The 23,394-nt window shown below is 27.8% G+C and carries 26 protein-coding genes and 2 riboswitches; of the genes, 7 read left to right on the top strand and 19 right to left on the bottom strand.

Annotation, left to right across the window (positions count from 1 at the left end; translation table 11 throughout):
* The first annotated feature begins 5 nt into the window (after positions 1-5).
* From JJC02_11220 to JJC02_11235, 4 genes are all read left to right on the top strand, one after another.
* Entirely contained in the window at positions 6-206 is a 201-nt protein-coding gene (locus JJC02_11220) for a hypothetical protein (GenBank protein ID UDN53473.1), read from the top strand.
* Positions 207-626: 420 nt separating this feature from the next.
* Entirely contained in the window at positions 627-1,988 is a 1,362-nt protein-coding gene (locus tag JJC02_11225) for a sensor histidine kinase (GenBank protein UDN53474.1), read from the top strand.
* The gene (locus tag JJC02_11230) at positions 1,981-2,574 is read left to right on the top strand and encodes an accessory gene regulator B family protein (GenBank protein ID UDN53475.1); all 594 of its coding nucleotides are present in this window, start codon (positions 1,981-1,983) and stop codon (positions 2,572-2,574) included. Before JJC02_11225 ends, JJC02_11230 begins: the two co-directional genes overlap by 8 nt.
* Position 2,575: 1 nt before the next feature.
* Positions 2,576-2,713, top strand: coding sequence for a cyclic lactone autoinducer peptide (locus JJC02_11235; protein ID UDN53476.1), 138 nt, complete (start codon positions 2,576-2,578; stop codon positions 2,711-2,713).
* A 41-nt stretch (positions 2,714-2,754) separates the two neighbouring features.
* On the opposite strand, the gene JJC02_11240 is transcribed toward JJC02_11235, so the two are convergent.
* The 4 genes from JJC02_11240 to JJC02_11255 all read right to left on the bottom strand — a co-directional run bounded on the left by JJC02_11240 (position 2,755) and on the right by JJC02_11255 (position 4,323).
* Entirely contained in the window at positions 2,755-3,549 is a 795-nt protein-coding gene (locus JJC02_11240; protein ID UDN53477.1) for an N-acetylmuramoyl-L-alanine amidase, read from the bottom strand.
* Entirely contained in the window at positions 3,549-3,806 is a 258-nt protein-coding gene (locus tag JJC02_11245) for a phage holin family protein (protein ID UDN53478.1), read from the bottom strand. Before JJC02_11245 ends, JJC02_11240 begins: the two co-directional genes overlap by 1 nt.
* A gap of 15 nt (positions 3,807-3,821) precedes the next feature.
* Positions 3,822-4,052, bottom strand: coding sequence for a hemolysin XhlA family protein (locus JJC02_11250; protein ID UDN53479.1), 231 nt, complete (start codon positions 4,050-4,052; stop codon positions 3,822-3,824).
* A gap of 64 nt (positions 4,053-4,116) precedes the next feature.
* Entirely contained in the window at positions 4,117-4,323 is a 207-nt protein-coding gene (locus JJC02_11255; GenBank protein ID UDN53480.1) for a hypothetical protein, read from the bottom strand.
* Positions 4,324-4,571: 248 nt separating this feature from the next.
* Positions 4,572-4,668: riboswitch (cyclic di-GMP riboswitch) on the top strand.
* A gap of 53 nt (positions 4,669-4,721) precedes the next feature.
* On the opposite strand from JJC02_11255, the gene JJC02_11260 reads away from it, so the two are divergent.
* The 3 genes from JJC02_11260 to JJC02_11270 all read left to right on the top strand — a co-directional run bounded on the left by JJC02_11260 (position 4,722) and on the right by JJC02_11270 (position 6,733).
* Entirely contained in the window at positions 4,722-4,898 is a 177-nt protein-coding gene (locus tag JJC02_11260) for a hypothetical protein (GenBank protein UDN53481.1), read from the top strand.
* A gap of 225 nt (positions 4,899-5,123) precedes the next feature.
* A complete protein-coding gene (locus tag JJC02_11265; GenBank protein UDN53482.1) occupies positions 5,124-5,324 on the top strand; it encodes a cold-shock protein in 201 nt (66 codons plus the stop codon).
* A 608-nt stretch (positions 5,325-5,932) separates the two neighbouring features.
* Positions 5,933-6,733: a PIG-L family deacetylase gene (locus tag JJC02_11270; protein ID UDN53483.1), complete on the top strand. Its 801-nt coding sequence runs from the start codon at positions 5,933-5,935 to the stop codon at positions 6,731-6,733.
* Between the two features lie 596 nt (positions 6,734-7,329).
* Here the strand turns inward: JJC02_11270 and JJC02_11275 are convergent.
* From JJC02_11275 to JJC02_11345, 15 genes are all read right to left on the bottom strand, one after another.
* Positions 7,330-8,832, bottom strand: a complete 1,503-nt coding sequence (locus tag JJC02_11275; GenBank protein ID UDN53484.1) for a phosphomannomutase/phosphoglucomutase — start codon at positions 8,830-8,832, stop codon at positions 7,330-7,332.
* Positions 8,833-8,942: 110 nt separating this feature from the next.
* On the bottom strand, positions 8,943-9,608 hold the full coding sequence (locus JJC02_11280) for a ribulose-phosphate 3-epimerase (GenBank protein ID UDN53485.1): 666 nt from the start codon (positions 9,606-9,608) through the stop codon (positions 8,943-8,945).
* A 31-nt stretch (positions 9,609-9,639) separates the two neighbouring features.
* Positions 9,640-10,086 (bottom strand): ribose 5-phosphate isomerase B, encoded by a 447-nt coding sequence (gene rpiB / locus JJC02_11285; protein ID UDN53486.1) that lies wholly within the window; start codon positions 10,084-10,086, stop codon positions 9,640-9,642.
* Between the two features lie 174 nt (positions 10,087-10,260).
* The gene (locus tag JJC02_11290) at positions 10,261-11,181 is read right to left on the bottom strand and encodes a transketolase family protein (GenBank protein ID UDN53487.1); all 921 of its coding nucleotides are present in this window, start codon (positions 11,179-11,181) and stop codon (positions 10,261-10,263) included.
* A 2-nt stretch (positions 11,182-11,183) separates the two neighbouring features.
* Entirely contained in the window at positions 11,184-11,996 is an 813-nt protein-coding gene (locus JJC02_11295) for a transketolase (GenBank protein UDN53488.1), read from the bottom strand.
* Between the two features lie 90 nt (positions 11,997-12,086).
* Complete coding sequence (locus JJC02_11300) at positions 12,087-13,118, bottom strand: zinc-binding dehydrogenase (GenBank protein UDN53489.1); 1,032 nt, start codon at positions 13,116-13,118, stop codon at positions 12,087-12,089.
* A complete protein-coding gene (locus JJC02_11305; GenBank protein ID UDN53490.1) occupies positions 13,118-14,170 on the bottom strand; it encodes a galactitol-1-phosphate 5-dehydrogenase in 1,053 nt (350 codons plus the stop codon). Before JJC02_11305 ends, JJC02_11300 begins: the two co-directional genes overlap by 1 nt.
* A gap of 130 nt (positions 14,171-14,300) precedes the next feature.
* Positions 14,301-15,575 (bottom strand): PTS galactitol transporter subunit IIC, encoded by a 1,275-nt coding sequence (locus JJC02_11310; protein ID UDN53491.1) that lies wholly within the window; start codon positions 15,573-15,575, stop codon positions 14,301-14,303.
* Positions 15,576-15,633: 58 nt separating this feature from the next.
* A complete protein-coding gene (locus JJC02_11315; GenBank protein ID UDN53492.1) occupies positions 15,634-15,909 on the bottom strand; it encodes a PTS sugar transporter subunit IIB in 276 nt (91 codons plus the stop codon).
* A 58-nt stretch (positions 15,910-15,967) separates the two neighbouring features.
* Complete coding sequence (locus tag JJC02_11320; protein ID UDN53493.1) at positions 15,968-16,426, bottom strand: PTS sugar transporter subunit IIA; 459 nt, start codon at positions 16,424-16,426, stop codon at positions 15,968-15,970.
* A gap of 614 nt (positions 16,427-17,040) precedes the next feature.
* On the bottom strand, positions 17,041-19,965 hold the full coding sequence (locus JJC02_11325; GenBank protein UDN53494.1) for a sigma 54-interacting transcriptional regulator: 2,925 nt from the start codon (positions 19,963-19,965) through the stop codon (positions 17,041-17,043).
* Positions 19,966-20,115: 150 nt separating this feature from the next.
* The gene (gene fsa, locus JJC02_11330; protein UDN53495.1) at positions 20,116-20,766 is read right to left on the bottom strand and encodes a fructose-6-phosphate aldolase; all 651 of its coding nucleotides are present in this window, start codon (positions 20,764-20,766) and stop codon (positions 20,116-20,118) included.
* A gap of 64 nt (positions 20,767-20,830) precedes the next feature.
* Complete coding sequence (locus JJC02_11335) at positions 20,831-21,403, bottom strand: xanthine phosphoribosyltransferase (protein UDN53496.1); 573 nt, start codon at positions 21,401-21,403, stop codon at positions 20,831-20,833.
* 182 nt (positions 21,404-21,585) lie between these two features.
* A riboswitch (purine riboswitch) is annotated at positions 21,586-21,687 on the bottom strand.
* A 105-nt stretch (positions 21,688-21,792) separates the two neighbouring features.
* Complete coding sequence (locus JJC02_11340; GenBank protein ID UDN53497.1) at positions 21,793-22,944, bottom strand: mannitol-1-phosphate 5-dehydrogenase; 1,152 nt, start codon at positions 22,942-22,944, stop codon at positions 21,793-21,795.
* Between the two features lie 18 nt (positions 22,945-22,962).
* Positions 22,963-23,385 carry a PTS sugar transporter subunit IIA gene (locus tag JJC02_11345; GenBank protein UDN53498.1) on the bottom strand — a complete coding sequence of 141 codons (423 nt, stop codon included), beginning with the start codon at positions 23,383-23,385 and terminating at the stop codon, positions 22,963-22,965.
* Positions 23,386-23,394: the final 9 nt, after the last annotated feature.

Here is a 23,394-nt window from a genome sequence, read left to right on the forward strand (position 1 = left end):
TATAAATGTGTTTTAAAACTTACATACTAAAAAGACTTGTAAATAACAAGCAACTAGAAATAACTCGAAGTTTTGACTTAGATAATCTTATTTGTACTGCAACAGAGATATTAGAAGATAATAAGGTTGATTTGATAATTATTGATGAAGCAAATAATATTGTCTGGAGAAATGAAAAAAACACTCCCTCTCATGAGAATGCTTAGTTGCAGATATAGAAGTGTACTGCGAATACACTTCTATTTTTTATTATATCATATAATTTACTCTATGAAAAATACCTATTTAAATCAATTTTAAGGTGTGTTGAGTAATGTGCTTGATAATTTTAATGAATTTTAAAAAAATAAGTACTCTTATAAAAAGAGTACTTTTGGTGTATATTCAAAAATTTATCTAATACAATTATAACATGATAATTTTCGTTCGTTTTATTGTTACAACTTATATTATAGTTTTACTTATTCATATTAATAATAATGTATATAGATAAAATTATTTATATATATATATATGTTATATTTAGTAATTTTATCCAATTATAACTTATTTTATGATATAATTACTATAAAATTTCAAATTATTTTCGTATTATTAAATGAACTTTATACAAAATCACTTAAGTTATGGAGAGTTTTATTATGTTAGATTTTTTTATAACAACTGTTTCTTCTATTATAGACATTTGGGCATGCAAAAAAGTATTTGATTATACAAGTAAAATAAAAACAAATTCAATGAAATTAAATATTTCCTTTTTAATCTCTATTTTTGTTATTATTTTTATTTTTCATTTGAATATTGCCCCTAATATTAGAGTTTTAATATGTATTATTTCGGCCTACAGTATTTATAAATTCAACTATAGAGTCAACTTTGCTAAATCCTTAATAGTTGTATTTTCATATTGGATGTTATTAATAGGAATTGATGCATTAGCTATGTCGTTAACATTATTTCTAAATAATTTGGATAGTATGAACCTTTTATTAGAAGAAAATTTTTACAGATATGAATCCTTATTTATATCAAAAGTATTCCTATTTTTTATGTTATTTATTTATAAAACTGCTTTTAACAGTGTAAAAATTGGAAAAAAAGAAATTTATTTATCTATTCCAATAGTAAGCAATTTGTTATCCTTTATTATATTCTATAAATGTATTTTTTCATTTATAAATATTTCTGCTTCTACAAAATTTGATATTATGATTATGGCATTATTGTTAACAGCATCAAATATAGCATTAATTGTTGGTATAATAAAAATGCTAAGAGATAATAAAAAATATCTTGAATTATTAAAATTACAAGAAAAAACAAATCTTGAACATAATTATTATCAAAATGTAAAAAACAACTATATAAAAACAAAAGAATTATATCATGATATGAAAAATCATCTTATATGTATAAAAGAAATGAGTAAAAATAATTATGATACTTCAAACTACATAAAAAATATTGAAAAAAAGCTTGATGAATATAATAATATGTTTGATACAGGAAACATAGCACTTAATATTATACTAAAAGAAAAAAAAGAACTTTGTATAAAAAAAGAAATAAGATTTATAACTGGTATAGACTTTACTCAATGTAATTTTATAAATGAGGAAGACGTCTGTTCTATATTCGCAAATGCTATAGATAATGCAATTGAAGCTTGTGATAAAATAAAAGAAGGAAACAAAAGTATTTCATTACAAGGAAGATTAATAAATAATTTTTTTGTAATAAAAATTAGTAATACTAAATCAAATCCTATTATAGAAAAAAATAAGAATTTTATTACTAGCAAAAAAAATAAAGAATTTCATGGTCTAGGAATAAAAAGCATAAAAAATACTTTAGAAAAATACTCTGGGGCATCCACTATAGAGTTTACAGATACTATGTTTGCTTTAAATATATTAATACCACTTAATAATCCTTATTCGAATAATAATGATATTATTAAAATGTCAGAAAGTAAATCTTATGATTAAGTTTTTTTCTGACAAAGTATCCTATTTCTTTAGTTCAAAACAAATAATACATGAAAATGATTTAGAAATATGTTCCTATGGATTACAAATCCTATTTTCTCTATGTATAAACACTATAATATCATTACTAATAGGTTTATTATTAAATAAAGTTATTTATACTATAATATTTTTAATATCTTTTTGTTCAATAAGACAGTTTTCTGGAGGATTTCATGCAAGAAGTAACAGGTTATGTATTATTGCTTTTATTAGCATTTTTTCTTTATCTATGTTTTGGGGAATTGAATTAAACAAACTTAATACTTTACCTCTATGCGTTATGTTAATATCTACTTTAAGTTTTTTATGTATATATTTACTTGCTCCAGTTTGCCACATTAATAACCCATTGGATAAAAATAGATATAAAAAAAATAAATTTTTTTCTAGAGTTATATCTACAATTCTATTAATAATAATTTTTATAGGTTGTATCTATTCTCCTATTTATGACTGTATTATATATATTTCCTCAGCTTTATTTTGGGTAAGTTTACTATTAATTACACAAATCTTTATAAATATAAAAAATAAGGAGTTATAATATGAATAAAATTTTATATAAGTTTATGAAATTCTTTGGGGGTGTAGCTATAGCTATAGCCTTTATATCTGCAAATACAACATCAGTATGGTATATTAATCAACCCCAAATGCCTAAAAGTTTAAAAGAGAAATTATAAAAAAAGAAGGTAGCAACTATCTCTAGTTGCTACCTTCCAATCTATCTATCAATAAAATCTAATGCTTTATAAAGTGTATCAAACCTATCATTACCTTTTATCATTGTGTATTTTTCTTTAGTTATAGAATCTATCTTATTACATGCTCCTCCACCTACAATATAAAGATTTTGTGTCTGACCTGGTACATAATCTTTTATATCACATATCAGTATTTCACCATCATTGTAACCCCAACCAACTACAGTTGCAGGGATTTTGTCAACTTCTCCATCATAAACTATTGTATGCTTATACATTTGCTTCACCTCATTATCTATTTTTTTATTTAAAATGCCTTCTGCTATTAACTTTGCAATTATATCTTTATGTCTAATATAATAATCTGTATCTGCTTTACTGTCTACAAAACAAGTTTCAATTAATATTGCTGGGGCTTTTGTATGACTAAGCCAGTAAAGTCCTCTTACATCTGATTTTGCACCTCTATTTTTAAACATTGTTGCTAGTTTTTTGTTGACTCTTTCAGCATATACCTTACCATTATTAATTTTGTATATTGTCTCTGTACCCATAGGATTTAGAGTTGTTTTATTTGCGTTGAAATGGATTTGTACTGCTAAGTCTACATTTTGCCTATTGGCAATTTCACATTGTTCTACTAAATAGTTATTAGATTTATCTACTTTTCCAGTATATACAGTTGCTCCACCTTGTTTCAACCATTTAACTATTAAGTCAGTTAGTATTCTGTTTTCTTCTCCTTCATCTATATAGCCAACTGCTCCTGTTCCTTTTCCTGTTAAAGTATGCCCTGGTACTATTGCTATTTTCATTATTTATCACCATCCTTTAACTGTTTGTAAGTTTGATTTATACCTATTGATATACCCCAGCAAATTACACCTTGTAAGACTGCACTAGGATTTAGTCCTAACATCCACACTGAAAAACCTATTCCAAGTGCTAACAACACTACTGGAATATATTTATTATCTAGTTGTTTATATTTTTTACAACCTTTACCTATAATAGAGAGAGCAGCTACTAAAATTAGCAACTGCTCTGGTATAAAACTTATTAAATTATCCATCTTTTATTTTCCTCCTTAAAATATTCCTCTCTGTATTGCAAATATAAAGAATCCTATAAGTGTTGTAATCATTGTTCCAATCAACCATTTCAACATGCTTGTAAGTGAGTTCAAATTCTCACACAATGCTTTTAACTCTGCCTTAGATTCTATATTTGCTACTTTTAATTCATCTATTTCATCATTATGTTTATTTATTGTTACCTCATGTCGTTTCAAATTGTCTTTGAAAAGTTCTTCATTCATGAAAACCTCCTTGTTTGTATTAAAATAGGACTTAGAAATTATCTAAGCCCTTTAAATGTGTAAATTATTTTACTCTTAAATTATCTACAAATTTTGTAGTTTTTTTTAAATATGCTATATTACAATTATCTATCCCTTGTTTTGTAGGGTGTTCGATATAACAGCCTTTCAAATCTCCTATTTCCATATTTTCTTCCATTTTGTCTGTTTTGTAATTAATAAATATACTTATTAACATAATTAAAACTAGTATTGATATAAATTTCTTCATACTTTTATCTCCTTTATAATATAATTTTTTTTATTATAGATAAAAATAAAAAAATTATAACTAAAAAAGGAAATTATTTTTAATTTATATAAAAAAAGAACTTTCTATAATGTTGGTTCTGCTACTCCACTTTCTTTAATTATGTTGTTTTCAGGAGTAAAATAACATTCATATATAAATTTATTAATTTTTCAATCAGGTATGTTGAATAATAATTAATTCTATTGTATTATTGTAATTGTAGAATAAAACTAAATCGGCAAAGCTAGAGAAATTTAGTGACGCAAAGCTATAGGGACTAAGACTTATAGAATATCTTATGAGTTATGTCAGCCAGTTGCCAAAAAGATATTTTCTTTTTGTTTTTTATGAAAGTTTTTTAGGGGGATAAATATATTATGTTTAGAGATAAAATGGATAAATGTACACATATGCTAACTGCTTATATTGGCAGTTCATATGATTATTGTGATTTTATAGATACACAGTTAGATGATTTTATAATAGAGTACGGAGAAAATGTTGTAGAATCTTGCTTGCATCAAGTGATGGTATTAGTAAGTAAGTATAATTAGGTAGATTTTATTTTCTAGGAAACCCTTTTTAGTTTTATCTACATTTATATTAATATATAGTAATACAAAATATTTAAATTTATTTTAACACTAAAGATAAACAAAAATGTTAACTAAAAATTATAATTAAATAGACATTTGTATTAAGCTATGATATAATAGTATTTGTGGTAATACACAAGTAAATCAAGTATATCTTGATATAGGTTAATAGGAGTATTTTTAATGAATAATGGAATAGTAAAATGGTTTAACAATGAAAAAGGATTTGGGTTTATATCAATGGAAAGTGGAGATGATGTATTTGCTCATTTCTCAGCTATACAAACTTCAGGATTTAAATCATTAGAAGAAGGTCAAAAAGTAAGCTTTGATATAGTTAAAGGCGCTAGAGGTCCTCAAGCAGAAAATATAACTATATTATAATATATAGATTTTTCGGAAAGACTCTTTTAAGAGTCTTTTTTTTATTGATGTATTTTGGAAAGAGGTAAAAAAACAATCTCAATAAGAGTATACTTAGTCTAAATACTTTTTATAAAATAAACCTCACAAAAATATCTTTATAAAGTATATACTTAGACTTACAAATACCCTTTTTAGTTAAACTATATAATAATATTATAATTTTAATTGTAGCATATCAAAATTTTCAACTATCTCACAAACACATATACTTTCTTTTTTATTCAATTCTGATAGAATATTTTTTTATAAGTTGTCAAAATTAAAACATATTTATATATTAGAGTTTTATTTTTTAATGAAATATGATAAACATAAAATTATTTTAAAAAATAAAAAGGCTACAATCGCTTAGTTTATAGCTAGTTTTTAAATTTAAAATACTTTAAAGTATTGATTTATAAATCACTAATATTTTGATTAGTTTTATATACAAACATTTATTTAATTTTAAATTAATAAAAAAATTTTATTCCATTAATCCACTCTATAATTTTCAGTATTTAAGAAATAATTTTTAGTATTTTGTTTGATAATATAACTAAGACAACTTTTAGGGAGATGATTAAATGACATTCAAAAATAAAAAATTTACTATAAATAAATATGGAATTTTATCTATCATTCTAGTTTTATGCTTGATTTTAACCGGTTTTAACAGTTATGTAAATTATAGTAATAGAAGATTTAAAGATTACGTTGTCTTCTATGTTCAGCATCAAGATGATGAAGTGTTGTGGGCTGGTAGTGCTATTGTAAACGCTATAAAAGAAAGAGGAAAAAGTCATGTATTTGTGGTTTTAGTATCCACTGGGTGTGGTATATATGTTTTTAATAAATATAAAAAATATGAAAATCTCACAGACATACAAAAATCAAAATACAGAAACAGAGAATTTTTAGCTTCTCTTGATAAACTTGGTGTAAAAAAAGAGAATGTAATATTATTGCCAGAAAAAAATATAAATGGTAATACTGACTTCAATTATATGGAAAAAATCGCTCTTCTTTTTGAAGAAAAGCTTAAGAATGTAACTCATATAGCACATACTTATAAGTTGGATGACCATTTGCAACATTTAAAAAATGGTTCAGTTATCCAAAATTTATATAATACTGGTAAAATAAAAGATGCTAAATATTTTGTAAAGCCCAAATTTGCTGATAAAATAACCTTTAATAATAAGATAGTTTATAAAGCCAATTCTATTGAAGATTATGAAAAAGTAAAAAACGCCTGTCAACAATACAAACTTGTTGATGAGTTAGAATGTAGAGAAGGTATTGGCTATAAATCCGACCATAAATCGTTTGATGAATTATTAAGCAATAAAGATGTTCCTGCTATACTTCATACACCTAATTTATAATAAATATTTATTGTTTTAGCTTAAGTTATAATAAGGAAATTATTTGAGATTTTGTGATATAGCACTGTCTTGTGCTATACTACTTTTTCTCATCCAATTATTACACATATCTAAATTCATCCTCTCTTAAAATATATATAAATATTGTCATTAAATCTATAAATCTTCTACGGCTCTGGTCTTGGTTTATCAATTGCTCAAAATATAATCGAATTAGAAAATGCAGACATGGAAATAATTATAGACGCTGATTTATTTAAGGTAATACTTACTTTCAGAAAAGTTAATTAATATAAAAACATACTTTTAAGTTATTTAGACAAGAAAAAAACCTCCTTAGAGGTCTCTTTCTGAATGTTGGGGTTTATATTTACATATTTTTTGATTATACCTTTTTTGGTGTTATATTAATACATTTTAAATTATATTTCTCTATAATTCACCATGTATTTCATCTCTCTGTATTTATAATATCATATAGTGTTTCCATAATCAGTTACATATCTGTTACCTAAGATTACAATTTTGTAATATTTGTAATCTTAGGTATAAATTTACATTCATTCTTCAATATAAATATATGTTTTTTACTTACCCTAAAGACCTTTTAAATCATATTTTTCTAAGAAACGTTTTAACTTAGAATAAATTTGTTCTGCTCCACCAATTTTATTTGATTCAATATTCAAAGCTAATAATGGTTCATGTAGTGATATTCTAAGTAAAAACCATCCATCCCCATTTGATTCATCGCAATTAACTCTTATACCTTCAAAATTATTTGGTGCTACAAACCATCCATCAATACTTCTGACATAAGAATCTAAATCTTTTAATATATTTTCTGCATATGGTCTAAAGTCTTCTTTAGTAATTCCTATTCTAACTTCTTTCTCTTCTCGAGCTTCTTCAAGGTTTTCTATCAATTCTTCTATAGTCTTTCCTTCCAAGGATAGTTTTGCTACTTTTATTAAAATTTTAGCTATTAAATATGCCCCATCATCTAGGAAGTAATTTTCTTTTAAAGCAGCATGCCCAGATGTCTCTATAGCTAAATGGCACTCTTCACCTTCACTATTTAATCTTATGGCTTCATTTATTACATTTTTATATCCTCTTTTAAATCTATGATGCCTTCCTCCTAATTCATTTATGAATTTAGCAAGACCTTCTGAAGTAATAGAATCAGTTACTATAGCTGTTTTTGGATGTTCTTCCAGTATTATTGATGATATAACAGCTATAAGAGCATTTTTATTTATTGGTTTGCCATTTTTACCTACAATAGCAGCTCTATCTACATCTGTATCAAATATTATTCCTAAATCGCTCTTATTATCCAACACAGCTTTACATATGCTTTCCATTGCTTCTTTATTTTCAGGATTAGGTATATGATTTGGGAACATACCGTCTGGGTTCAAAAACTGACTACCTGTTGTATCTGCTCCCAGTATGTGTAAAACTTTTTCAGCAAAGAATCCACCAGCTCCATTTCCTGCATCAACCAATATCTTAAGCCCAGAAAAAGGCTTTTCATAATTTTTACTTGAATTTACACCTCTTCTAATTTTATCTATCAATAAATTAGAATAATCTTCTATTAAATTTTTTGCTATAACTTCACCTTTTTTATCTGATTCTTCATAGTCTACACTATCATTTTTAACAGCTATATCCAACATCTCTTTTATATCTGTTTTTTCTAGACCACCATTTTCTGTAAAAAATTTTAAACCATTATAGTAATAAGGTAAATGACTAGCTGTAATCATAATCGACCCATCAGAATTATATCCATCCATAATAGTTGTCATAAACATAGCTGGAGTCGTAGCAATCTCACAATCAATTACATTACAATTATCATTAGTTAAAGTTTCAATAACAGTACCTCTAAATTGACTTCCTGTTATTCTAGAATCAGTTCCTACAGCAACAGTTACTTTATCTTTCTTAGTCTTTTCTTTTAGCCAAATATGAAACGCTTTAGCTATTTTTCTTACTTCTTCTACAGTTAGGTTGACTTCTTTAGAATCATTTTCATACGCTATTCCTCTAATATCAGTACCATTTTGCAGTTTATATAGGTCTCCCATAAAAAATTCTCCTTACTCAACTAAAATTTTTATTAAATATTATAAAACTTCTTGTTTCTATTTAAGCTTTTCACCATTAAACAGAAACATATTATAATTTTATTGCATAGTTACTTTATACTTTCTTTTAGCTCTTTTATTTTATCTTTATATGAAATTGGAGGCTTGTCATTAAATAAAGCTGAAGTACCAACAACATATATATCTACTTTTTTACCATTCATAAGTTTAATAGTATCCTTATTTATGTTTCCATCAACCTCTATAAATGGAGGATTATCATAACCTTCTAGTATCTCTGTAAGTTTATCCAACTTATCTAATACAGAAAGGTTAAACTTTTGACCTGCAAACCCTGGATTTACTGTCATTACTAAGATACCCTCAACCAAACCTATATATTCTTCTATTTTATCAACACTTGTTTGAGGACTTATTGCCAAAACTGGCCCTATACCATAATTTCTTAACTTTTGTATATCAGCTTTTACATCTGTACTCGATTCTACATGAAAAGAAATATATTTTGGCTTTATATAAGACATCATATCAATATATTTATCTGGAGTTTCTGTGGCTAAATGAATGTCTAAGGGTATTGTTGTATTTTCACTTATTGACTTTAATAGTTCTGGTCCCATAGCCAAGTTTTTAACAAATATCCCATCCATAACATCACAATGAAGTAATTTTACACCTGCTTCTTCAAGAGCTTCTAATTCCTTTTTTAACTTCATTTGGTCTGCACACATTATTGAAGCACAAATAATAGACATAACACTCCCCCTTATTATAAATTTTAGATATTTATAAATTTTCTTTTTCTATATCATCAATCATTTGTAATCTTCTTGCATGTCTTTCTCCATTATAACTTGAATTTAACCATTCTTCAACAATTCTCATTGCCAAACCTTTCCCAATAACTCTTTCACCTAAACAAAGTACATTTGTATTATTATGTTCTCTAGTAGCTTGAGCTGAAAAACAGTCAGAAACAACAGCTGCTCTAATTCCTTTAAACTTATTTGCTGCTATAGACATACCTATTCCTGTTCCACAACAAAGTATGCCTAAATCCGATTTTTTACTTTGAACATTTTGGCTTACCTTTTTTGCATATATTGGGAAATCCACACTTTCTTTTGAATTTGTACCCACATCTTCAACTTCTATACCTTTATTTATTAAATTTTCCTTTATATATTCCTTTAATTCATAACCACCATGGTCACATCCAATAGATATTTTCATTGAATAACACCTCTTTTTATAATTTTTTTGATTGTATTTATATTATTTCATAGTTACCATAAAAATAAAGTATTGTAAAAATAAAGCTGTCCCATTGTAGAAATTTCTTTCTATTTTTAAGACAGCTTTAATTGACTTATGTCAAATCAATTTGTTATTTAGACATATTTATATCTATAATAACTCTTTTATATTTTTTACTATATCTTCTGTAGTTAATCCATAGTGTTTTAATAAATCAGCTGGTGTACCTGATTGACCAAATACGTCTTTAACACCAATTCTTCTAACTACTACATCTTTAGTTTCTGCTAAAGCTTCACATACAGCTGAACCTAAACCACCTATTATACTGTGTTCTTCTGCTGTAACTACTTTTCCAGTTTTCTTAGCAGTTTCTTTTATTAATGCTTCATCTAATGGTTTTATTGTAGACATATTAACAACTTCTACATTTACACCTTCCTTAGCAAGTTCTTCTGCTGCTTCTAAGGCTTTTGCTACCATTATTCCTGTAGCTATTACTGTTATATCAGAACCTTCTCTTAAAACAGTTCCTTTTCCTATTTCAAATTTATAGTTTTCACTGTTTACATCAGGAGTTGCAGCTCTACCTAATCTTATATAAACAGGTCCATTATAATCAATAGATGCAAGTATAGATTGTCTTGCTTCTAAAGCATCTGCTGGATTTAATACAACCATATTTGGTATACCTCTCATTAGAGATATATCTTCTATAGCTTGATGGCTACCACCATCTTCACCTACTGTTACACCTGCATGAGTAGCTGCTATTTTAACATTTAAATTTGGATATGCTACAGAGTTTCTTATTTGCTCATATCCTCTTCCTGCTGCAAAGATTGCAAAAGTACTTGCAAAAGGTATTTTCCCACAAGTAGCAAGACCTGCTGCTGTACCAATCATGTCACCTTCTGCTATCCCCATATCAAAAAATCTATCTGGGGCAACTTCTTTAAATGCTATACTTTTTGTAGCTTTTCCTAAATCTGCATCTAATACTACTATATCTTTATTTTCTGCAAGTTCTTTTAACACTTGTCCGTAAGCTTCTCTAGTTGCTATTCCCATTCCTATAGACCTCCTTCTAAATCTTTCAATGCTTGCTCTGCTTGTTCTGCATTTGGAGCTGTTCCATGCCATGCAGCATTATTTTCCATAAATGAAACACCTTTACCTTTTACTGTTTTAGCTATTATTACAGTTGGTTTTCCTGTAACTTTTTTAGCCTCATCAATTGCATTTCCTATTTCTTCAAAAGAATGTCCATTTATTACCATTACATTCCATCCAAAAGATTTGAATTTGTCGTCTACTGGATTTACATTCATTACTTCTTCATTAGAACCATCTATTTGTAATCCATTTAAGTCAACAAATGCAATTAAATTATCTAATTTGTAATGTGATGCTGTCATTGCAGCTTCCCATATTTGACCTTCTTGGATTTCTCCATCACCTAATATAGTATACACTGTATAGTCTTTGTTATCTAATTTTCCTGCAAGTGCCATACCATTTGCTGCAGATAGCCCTTGACCAAGAGAACCAGTAGACATATCGATTCCTGCTACTTTTTTCATGTCTGGATGACCTTGTAACTTAGAACCAAATTTTCTTAGTGTTATTAATTCTTCTTCTGGGAAAAATCCTTTTTCTGCTAATGTAGCATATAGAGCTGGTGCTGCATGACCTTTTGATAGAACAAATCTATCTCTATCAGCCATTTTTGGATTTTCTACACATACGTTCATCTTCTCAAAATATAATACTGTCAACATATCAGCTATTGATAATGAACCACCTGGATGTCCGCTTTTAGCTTCTGCAACCATTTTTATTATGTTTTTTCTAATGTTATTAGAATGATCTCTAAGAGTGCTCATACTTTCTTCCTCCTGTTATTTTTTAAGATCTTACATTTTTTTATCCTACAGTAGATTTTACAATTTTTTTTAAGATAATACAAATGTTTTTTAAGATTTTACTGCTACTTTTATTTCTTCGCCGTTCATTAAAGCTGTAATACCTTCTTTGAATTCGTCTAAACTAACAGTTCTAGTAACTAAAACTTCTGTATTTACTTTTCCACTTGCCATTAAATCTAATGCTGTAATCCAAGAACTCGGCTTTTGAGACCTACTTCCTATATATTGTAACTCTCTTTGGATTACTGCTTCTTGGTCCATTTCATTTAATTTTCTAGCAAATATTCCAACTTGTACGAAAGTCCCTTTTTTTCTAATTAGTCTTAAAGCTTCATTAACTGCTGGAATAAATCCAGAACAATCAAATCCTTTATTTACTCCATTTCCATCAGTCATTTCATTCACTACATCTGCCAAACTTTCTTCCATTACATTTACTGTTCTATCTACTCCAAGATTTTTAGCTATTTCTAATCTCTCTTTATCTTTTGTAACACCAGACATTATAACTGTAGCACCTTGAGATTTAACAACTTGAGCTAATAATAAACCAATTGGTCCTGGTCCTATTATTAAAACTGTATTAGAACTTTCTATAGTAGTCTTTTCAAGAGCTGCGTGAACACAACAAGCTAGTGGCTCTGTAAGGGCTGCTGATAATAAAGATACATTTTCAGGAAGTACATGTATGCTCTCTTCTCTTGATAGTACATACTCAGCAAAACTTCCATTTATTTGAGTACCAATCCCTTTTCTAGTTGGGCATAAGTTATAATCTTTAGTTTCACAGTATATACATTTCTCACAAGTTTCAAAAGTAGTTTCTGATGTAACTCTATCTCCTACTTTTATATTTTTAACATCTTCTCCTACTTCTACAACAATTCCAGAAAATTCATGACCTAATGTTACTGGAACTTTTATATTTGCATATTCACCTTTAAATGAATGTATATCTGAACCACATATACCACTATATTCTACTTTTATTTTAACCTTGTCTCCTGTAGCTTTTGGCTCTTCTACCTCTAAGACTTCTACATTATCATAGCCCGGTTTAGTTTTAACTACTGCCTTCATTATTCTTCAACCCCTTGTGGTAAAATTAATATTTTATTAAATTCTTCTTTTCTATCTCTTATCATTTCAAATGCTTTATAAGTATCTTCAAGCGAGAATCTATGAGACACCATTTCTTTTAATTTTATCTTACCTTCATTAACTAGATTGATTCCCTTAGTCCATTCTTGTCCTGGGAATGGTGCAGAATAAGAATTCCAGAAACCTTTTAATTCTAGTTCTTTTCTAAATATATTTTCAAATGCTTCTTCTGATAAAGTTATATCTGAATATGCTATTCCTAAAAATCCTATCTTACTTTTCTTTTTAGTTATAAGTAAACATTGTTCTTGAGTTATTTTTGAGCCTGCACATTCAAGAGCTATATCAACACCTTTTCCATCAGTAAGTTCTTTTATTTTTTCTACTGGGTTAACATCTTTAGCATTGATTATTATATCAGCCCCTAATTCCTTTGATTCTCTTAATTTATTATCAGATATATCAACTGCTATAATTGTTCCTGCTCCTGCTATTTTAAGTCCTTGTATTACTAACTGTCCCATTGTTCCACTACCCATTACGGCTACAGTGTCTCCAACTTGAACACCTATATTAAGTACTCCATGCATAGCAACTGCTAGTGGCTCTATCATAGCAGCATCTTCAAAATCCATATCTCCTATTGGAAGTACATTTGTAGCTTTTATATTTGCATACTCTGCAAAAGCTCCAAAACTCTTAGCTCCTAACATTCCATGCTCATCACATAATGAAAATAATCCTCTTTTACAATATTCACACTCATTACAAGGTATAAAAGGAATTGCAACTACTCTATCTCCAACCTTTACATTTTTTACATCCTTACCGACTTCAGCAATTACTCCAGAAAATTCATGTCCTGGTATAGCTGGAACTGGATATTTCCAATGTTTTAATACTCTTGGAGGATCTGACCCACATATTCCTGCTGCCATAACTTTTATTTTTACTTCATCACTTTCACATGGTTTTATTTCTATATCTTCAAATCTCATATCATTTGTGCCATGTAATACTGCTGCTTTCACGATAAATCTCCTCCTCTTGTATTTTGTATTTTTTAAAAATTTATAAAAAATATTACTCTTTTCTAGTAGCTGCTAAATGTTAAATTTTCGCATACTTTACTAAAAAAGAGTAATCTCTATTAACTACATGTTAGAATATTCCAAGTGAAGAAACTAATTGAGATAATTTCAATATTCCCCATTTTAACAAGTTACCACCTGTGTCTATACTCGTAACCATTGTTGTTCCTTTTGGCATCATATTTGCTTGTTGTAATAATTGTGTATGAACATCTGCAAAGTTTGTAGCCATATAAAGTGATATAGCTATTACTATCGTTCCTGTTATAACTGATTGAACTATATTACCTTTTCTAAAGCACACTATAAATGCCATATAGAATGGTATTGTCGCTAGGTCTCCAAATGGTAAAACTTTGTTTCCTGGTAGTATAACTGCTAAGAATAAAGTTATAGGAACAAGTATAAGAGCTGTTGATATAACTGCTGGATGTCCAGTTGCTACAGCTGCATCTAGACCTATATACAGTTCTCTGTCTCCATATTTTTCTTGTAAGAAATCTCTTATTGATTCTGAAACTGGAATTAAACCTTCCATTAATATTCTAACCATTCTAGGCATAAGTAACATTACTGCACCCATTGATATACCTACATTGAATATTCCTGCTACATCATATCCAGCAAGTGCTCCAAGTATTATACCTAGTATAATACCCATCATCATTGGTTCTCCAAATATACCAAATCTTTTTTGTATAGAGTCTGGGTCTGCTTGTATTTTATTTATTCCTGGTATCTTTTCAACAAATTTACCTACTAAATATCCAAGTGGCGCAAATGAAGCTGTTGAACCGGTTGGTAATGCTATACCTTCCAAATCATAAAACTCCTGAACATTTTTTGCTGTCTTTTCTGCAATAAATAGTACTAATAATTCCATTAATATAGCACAGAATATAGCCCAAACATAACTTCCTGTTACTATATATCCAACTGCACCTGCTACTATAAAGTGCCAATAATTCCATATATCAACGTTTAATATCTTTGTTTTATTGAAGTATAATAATAGTAAGTTTACTAATAAACAAACCGGTATTAATATTGGTGCAACTGGTGAAGCCCATGTTGCTGATGCTGTTGTTGGCCAACCAACATCTATTACTGTTAAGTTAAGTCCAAATCTTTCAACCATTCCTTGAGCTGCTGGTCCTAGTGTTGATGTTAATAGGTTTACAACTAAGTTTATACCCACAAACCCTATACCAATTGTAAGACCTGACTTTAAAGCTTTTGTAAACTTAATTCTAAATATCATTCCTAGTACTACAATTGTTATTGGTAGTATTACTGTCGGTCCCATATCTAAAATGTATTGTACTACTGCTAATAATTTATCCATTTATAAATCCTCCTTTTTCTGTTTTATAAAATATTATTTCAATGTATCTATGATAGGATTATTTTAAAGCATCTAATATTTTTTTATCTAAAGCTGATATATTTACTCCAGTTATATATGCTGTTGCTTTTATTGCTGGTATATCATAAGTTGTTGGTAATATAGTTGTTGATACTATTAAATCTGCTCCTTCTTGCTTTGTGGCACATTCAGCTATTTTACATTGTATAACTTCTGCTTGTATGTTATTTTCCTTGACTAATCTCTCTACCTTGTCACAAACCACTGTTGATGTTGCTATTCCCGCTCCACATGCTACTAATATTTTTTTCATTTTTATTTCCTCCCAATAATTTTATTTTCTATTTTTTATTTTTAGTACTTTTTTATTTTTATAAAGACTTTATTGTCTTTAAAACTTCATCTTTATCAGTAGAACTCATTAACTTATCAACTAATTCTTTATTTTGCATAATTTCCATCAATTCTGTTAATACAGATAATTGACTATGTGGTTGATTAAGCCCTAATACGAAAGCTAAATTTGCAGATACTTTTTCATCTTGGTCTTCCATAGAACTAAATACTACTGGTTCATTAAAAGTACAGACTGCTATAAATTGTTCTTTAATATATTCTGCATCTGTATGTGGTATAGCTACTCCATAATCGCCTAGATTTAAACCTGTTGGAAATACATTTTCTCTTCCTAATATCTTTTCTCCAAATTCTTCTTTTACAAAGCCTAACTTAAAAACTTTATCATGTATTTCTTTAAAGAAATCTTCTTTTGTTTTACAGTCCATTTTAAGGTTTATAACTTTATCACTTACAAAATTTATAAACTCCATATTTACACCTCCTAATTGCCTTTGTCTTACACCTTGTTTTTTCTTGCCTTTATATAAAGCATGTTGTATGCCAAAAAGTGGCTTTTTTTGTGATACAAAAGAAAATGTTTTCCCAAAAATAATGCTCTCTTCTAGGATTTTAGCTTACTTCCATTGATAAATTTTTTTTGATTTTTATTTTAATTTTTACTTGTTAATCACTTAACTAACCATACTTTTTTATATTTTTTGTGGTTTTTTTTGTTAGAGAAATTATTTTTTTGTTTTTTATAAATGGTTTTTTATGTTTAACAGTTATTTTATAAAGTTAGTCAATCTAAACACAATTTACTTTTACGTACTTTCTCTATTGATTTTATTTTTATATGAAAAAAATTTCATATAATTATTCAATAAAATTTATTTTTAACACAAAATAAATTTATGTAAAACAAATTCAACTTATATAAAAACATCTATTAGTTTTATATATACATAAATAAAGACCAACACCATAAAATCAATAAACTTGATTATACAGTATTAGCCTTATATTAAACCATTAGTACCTCAAAGGTAGAGTATTTTTAAATTCATAATAAAATAAACTTCTGTGTCTAACTTTTCTGTATTAGTTAACTTAAAATTTCTTTTATTTCATTTTTATCTTCAGTATTCAATAAAATTTCTAGAGTTCGCTGGTCATTAATCTTTGAAAATAAACTTCGTATTTCTTTCTTATTATTTTCTTTAAGTGCTAATAATACCACCAAATCCACCATAAATTTATTATCCCATACTATAGGTTTATTCAATCTTGCGATTGCTATCGCAGGCTTTATAACGTTTTCCGGAAGTCCATGTGGTACAGCTACCTTAGAAGCCATCACGACACTTCCCATTGCTTCTCTTTTATATACACTCAATATATATTTCGAATCCACATATCCTCCTTCCTCAAGTTTTGAAACAAGAGTATCAATTATATATTCCTTTGAAATTCCTTCAAAATTATATAAAATCAAATCTTCATGTATTAAATTATCTAACTGATTGTCACCATTTAAAACTTGCTGTTTATTGTTCAAATGCTCTAATACCTTATTAATACCATTTTTTCCAAGTACCTCATTATAAGAAATAAAAGGTACATTTTTATAATCTATATCAATAGTTCCACAGACAGCAATAATATTATATTCAGCCTCAATTTCATTTAACTCTTCTTCTAAATTATTATTTAAAAAAGCAATTGGCTTTACTTCAATTGAAGTATCATATTCCTTAATTTGTTTTTCTATATGCTCTTTTAAATTTAAAGCTGTACCTACACCACTCAAACACAAAGTAATGATTACATTTTTCTTTCCGTACTCATTTTTTCTATAACTAAATTTATTTGTATTTATCATAGCATAATTCTTATTTTTCTTTAAATCTGCTATTATACCATCTAAACTTTTTCCTTCAATAGTAGCAAGTTTTCCTGCTTCCATTGCCAATAGCGTATCTACTCTATTTACAGTTTTGCATCTAATACCAAGTCTTTTTTCAACTTCATCACCAAGAATTACTAAAGAACCCATATCAACTAGAACTAAGATACCTTTTCTAGCTTCTATCTTTTGAAGTTCCTCTAATACATATTCTATACCTTCTGATGGTGTATCTGTAAGTGCTATTTCTATACCTAGTGTACATTCTATACCTAGAATATGATTTACAACTTTAGACATTTCAATGCCAACTTTACCATGTGTAACTATTACTACTTTAACTTTATCTTTTATACTTTCCTCATTATAACAAAATTTATTTATATAATAGGCCAAATATCCAAGTTCATCCTCTGGAAAGGTTACTTGTGTTAAATCTTCCACTATACCCATTATATATCTTGATAGCTCATATTCCATTGGCATTGATGCTTTTATTTTATCTAAACTCGGATTTATTATAGTTTTTTCATCTTTTATCCTACCTATAGCATGTTCAATGTGAATTGCTAGAGCCAAATACAAGCCTTGATTTACATACTTAAACTGCTCCTTAATAAATACAATTACCTTATCCATTATCTCTAGTGTAGACTCTTTTAATTGTCCTCCCCAATCTATTCGACTTCTTCTATCAGATAAGTTTTTATTGTTTTTAATAGCATTAAACTTCTTATCTAACTTTTCTATAAATGCATTTTTTAATTCTTCTTCTGAAAAACACTTACTTTCCAGAACCTTAAGCTCTTTTTCTGCATAATTATATATCTCACTTATCTCATTATCAGATAAAATTCTATTTTTTCCACTCACCAATTCACTAATATCTATATATATATCTTCAACTGAAAACTCAGAATACTTTTCATTTTCACAATTACAATCATAATATCCACTTTTGATATAATCTCTTAAACTATCTAAATCTATAATTACCTTATCACTAGAAAATATCGATTTACTAAAAGCCCTAGCACAAGTTACTTGTATATCACTCTTTAATTGACCTATATTTCCAGTACACTTATAATTCATAAGTGCACACATAACTTCTTTAGTTATTATAAAATTCTTGTTTACTCGTTTTGCTTCTCTTTCAAAAAACTTTATTATTATTTCATATCTTTCAGACTTTGGTCTTTCACTCATATTAGGTAAATTTATTACCATTGGTATACGTCTTCTAAACGTTTGAAGTAAATTAGAATCTGGATTTTCTGTTGTAGCACTTATTATGAGAACATTTGCCTTTCTATTAGAACTGCTTTCTCCTAGCCTTCTAAATTCGCCTCTATCTATTAATGAAAATAAGATTTCTTGCCCAGCAGCAGGTAATCTATGAATTTCATCTAAAAATAAAATCCCATTATTAGCCTGTTCTACAAGACCCTCTCTATTTGCATCAGCTCCTGTATATGCACCTTTTACTACTCCAAATAGTTGAGCTATTAATAGATTAGGGTTTTCTGCATAATCTGCACAGTTAAATACTATAAATGGACTATTTTCTTCCTTGATATTGTTTTTTACAGCATATTTATACATACATGTAGCTAATTCACTTTTACCTACACCTGTCTCTCCATATATTATAGTATGAAGGCCATTAGGAGGATACATTATTGCCGATTTAGCTAGATTTACCTTTTCTTTTAAACTTCCTTTTATACCTATTAATTCTTCAAATCCATCTTCTTCTACAACTTTACTTACCTTCACATACTTTCCTGATGATGCTGTTCCTTTATCTTTAAGCCCACTCTTTGATTGACTTAAATTTTCTTCTTTTAGTAATTTTGACACTGCACTTCTTGATATATTATATCCATTTTCTATTAATATTTCAGTTATTTTTCTTTCAGACATTTGAGGATTTTCAGTTACAATTTTTGATATATCTTTTATTAATATTTTTTTTCTTCTTTCTCTCGAATCTAAAATATTATTTTTTTTCCTAACTGTTATCACTTCAGACCTAGCTATATTTAACATTTCAGCAAGTTCTTGGTCAGTATATGGATTTTTTTTATCTTCTCTTTGTATCTCTCTTAATATTTTATCCATTTTTCGCCTCCTCACTTAAAAAATTAATCTATTTCAATAATATGTTTCAATATATTATACACCAAAATAAGACTAGGCAAAATAGCCTAGCCTTATTACTTAGAATTTCCATAATAACCTCTTTAATATACTTATAATCACAGTTTATAATTATAATTTTAAAGAAGCACCTTCCCAATCCTTCATAAAGCTATCTATTCCTTTGTCTGTCAAAGGGTGCTTAATCATTTGGTTTATAACTTTAAGAGGAACTGTTGCTATATCTGCTCCCATTCTAGCAGCTTGTAAAACATGTATTGGATTTCTAACACTAGCAACTATTATTTGAGCCTCAATACTATTTACACTAAATATATCAACGATTTCTTCAATTAAATCAAGACCATTTTGTGATATATCATCTAATCTTCCAACAAAAGGACTTACATAGGTAGCCCCAGCTCTAGCAGCTAAAAGAGCTTGTCCAGCAGAGAATATAAGCGTAACATTAGTCTTTATACCTTTACTTGACAGCACTTTCACTGCCTTTAGACCTTCTGCTGTCATAGGTATCTTTATAACTATATTTTTATGTATCTTAGATAGTTTTTCTGCTTCCTCTATCATCCCTTTATGCTCTAAACTTATTACTTCTGCACTTATTGGTCCATCTACTATTTCACTTATTTCTTTAACTACCTCTATAAAATCTCTACCTTCTTTAGCTATTAGAGATGGATTGGTAGTCACTCCACAAATTACACCTAAATCATTTGCTTCTTTTATTTCTTCAATATTGGCTGTGTCTATAAAAAATCTCATAAAAAAATCCTCCATAATTACATAATTAAAATATGTGCTAAGCACAAGTATATAATATCATAAACTACCTAAATTTTACAGTTCCATTATCTATAGACTCAACTACTGCCAAAGACTCTAGTCTTACATCATTAGCCTTTAAAAGTGCTCCTCCAGCTTGAAAACCTTTTTCAATGACAATTCCTACTCCAACTAAGTTTGCATCTGCTTGCTCAATTAAATCTTTAAGTCCAAGAGCAGCTCTTCCATTTGCCAAGAAATCGTCCACTATCAATATATTTTCACCTTTGTTTATATACTTTTTAGAAACTTTAACCGAATACTCTCTTGCCTTAGTAAATGAATATACATTAGTTTCATATACATCTTTATCCAAATTTTTAGATTCCGATTTTTTTGCAAATACTACAGGTGCATTATCAAAATACTGTGAAACGATTGATGCTATAGCTATTCCTGAAGCTTCTATTGTAAATATCTTATCCACCTTTTCTCCTTTAAATCTCTCTTTAAACTCTCTTCCTATTTCATTTAAAAAAGCCACATCAATTTGATGATTTAAAAAGCTATCAACTCTTAGTATATCATTTCCTGAAACACTACCTTCTCTCAATATCTTTTCTTGTAAAGCCTTCATTGAACTCCCACCTAACCTTTTCTAAAATTATATTAATAAAAAAATTATATTTACTCTAATTTTGCTATCTATTCTTGTAAGTATTTTATATTAAAATACTAAAAAAGCTCCTGTCTATATCATAGACAGGAGCTTAAAATTCAAAGTAATTAACTTAATATATAATTTAAAATAAGTATAAACTATATCTTCTTCACTCCTGTAGTCAAGCTATTAATGGTAGCTTGGTAGAAACATTTGAACCATATTATCAAAAATATACAGGTAAATATATTAATTTATTCTTTTTAATTATATATTATAATTCTCTATTATTCAACAAATAATTCAAACTGTGTAGAGTAATATATTATAGATACTTCATCAGAATTAAATTTTTTCAAGTAAATTTATAAATTTTCCATAAATATATAACTTTTTTCTATATTATTTAAAAGTTCTTCATCATTGTTTATATTAGCTATTTTAGCAACAGCTTTTTTTACTCCATTAGACTTTATCAACTCTTGTAATTCTACACTTTGGGCATCCTCGCTATTGTTATAATGAAGTGCTGCACCTATTCCAAGAATCAAATTGTCAACTGATAAGCCATATGATTTTGCTGTCATTAAAGGTTTAATCAATCTATCTTTATCACTTAATTTTCTTAATGGCTCTCTTCCAACTCTTACTACATCATCATTAAGATACGGATTTTTAAACCTATTTAAAATCTTATCAATATATTTATAATGTGCTTCTGAATCAAAATTGTATTTTTTGATTAACCCTTCTCCACTTTCTATCATTGCATTTTTAACTATATCACAGATGTATTCATCTTTTATACTTTCTTCTATAGTCTTATATCCTTTTAAATATCCTATATAAGCTGTTATAGCATGACCTGTATTCAGTGTAAACAATTTACGTTCTATATAAGCCATAAGATTATCAGCTAAATTCATTCCAACTATAGTTGGTATTTCTCCTTTAAATCCTTGCTTTTCAACATTCCATTCATAAAAATTTTCAACTGTTACATCAAGAGGATTTTCATTTTTACCAGGAGGAACTATTCTATCAACTGAACAATTTGGAAAACCAACATACATCTCTAAATACTCTACTTCTTCTTTATTCAAATACTTAAGTACCTCTTCTTTTAAAGAAGAACTTGCATATATTGCATTTTCACAAGCTATTATATTTAGATTACTTGTTAATCCCTTTTCTTTTCTAGTCTTTATACCTTTTGCAATTGTAGAAGCTATTTTAGTCAAAACTAAAGGTCCAACTGCTGTAGTTATTATTTCAGCCTCTACAATCTCATCTATTATTTCTTCTTTTATAGATGAAACTGCACTTATATTATCAATTACTTCATCTATACATTCTACATCTCTTATGCGTATAGTATATTTTTTATCTTTGTTTATTAAGTTTAATATCTCTTCGTTTACATCAGCAAATACTACATGATAACCTGATTTAACTAATAAACCTCCAATAAATCCTCTTCCAATATTTCCTGCTCCAAACTGAATTGCCTTTTTCATTTTAAGTTCCTCCTAAGATTAGTTGGCAAAAGCTTCCATAAAAGCTTGTTTGTCATTTGAATTTTTTAGTCTTTCTGTTAAATCATCATCTAAAACTACTGCTATATTGGATAGTATTTCTAAATGTTCATCTCCAACACCAGCTATTCCTATTAATAAATATGCTTTTTCTCCATCAAAATCTATACCATTAGGGAATTGTAATATAACTATTCCTGAAGATAATATTTCTTTTTTTGCTTCGTTTACACCATGTGGAATAGCAACTCCCATTCCCATATATGTAGTCATTACTTTTTCTCTTTCTAACATTGCTGGTATATATTCTTCTTTTACATATCCATTTTCAACTAATTTTCTTCCTGCTAAAGTTATAGCTTCTTCCTTTGAAACACTATCTAATCCTAAAAATATATTATTCTCATTCAATACTTTACTCATAATATCAAC

The sequence above is a fragment of the Clostridioides sp. ES-S-0054-01 genome (genome assembly GCA_021561035.1).
Taxonomy (GTDB): Bacteria; Bacillota; Clostridia; order Peptostreptococcales; family Peptostreptococcaceae; genus Clostridioides.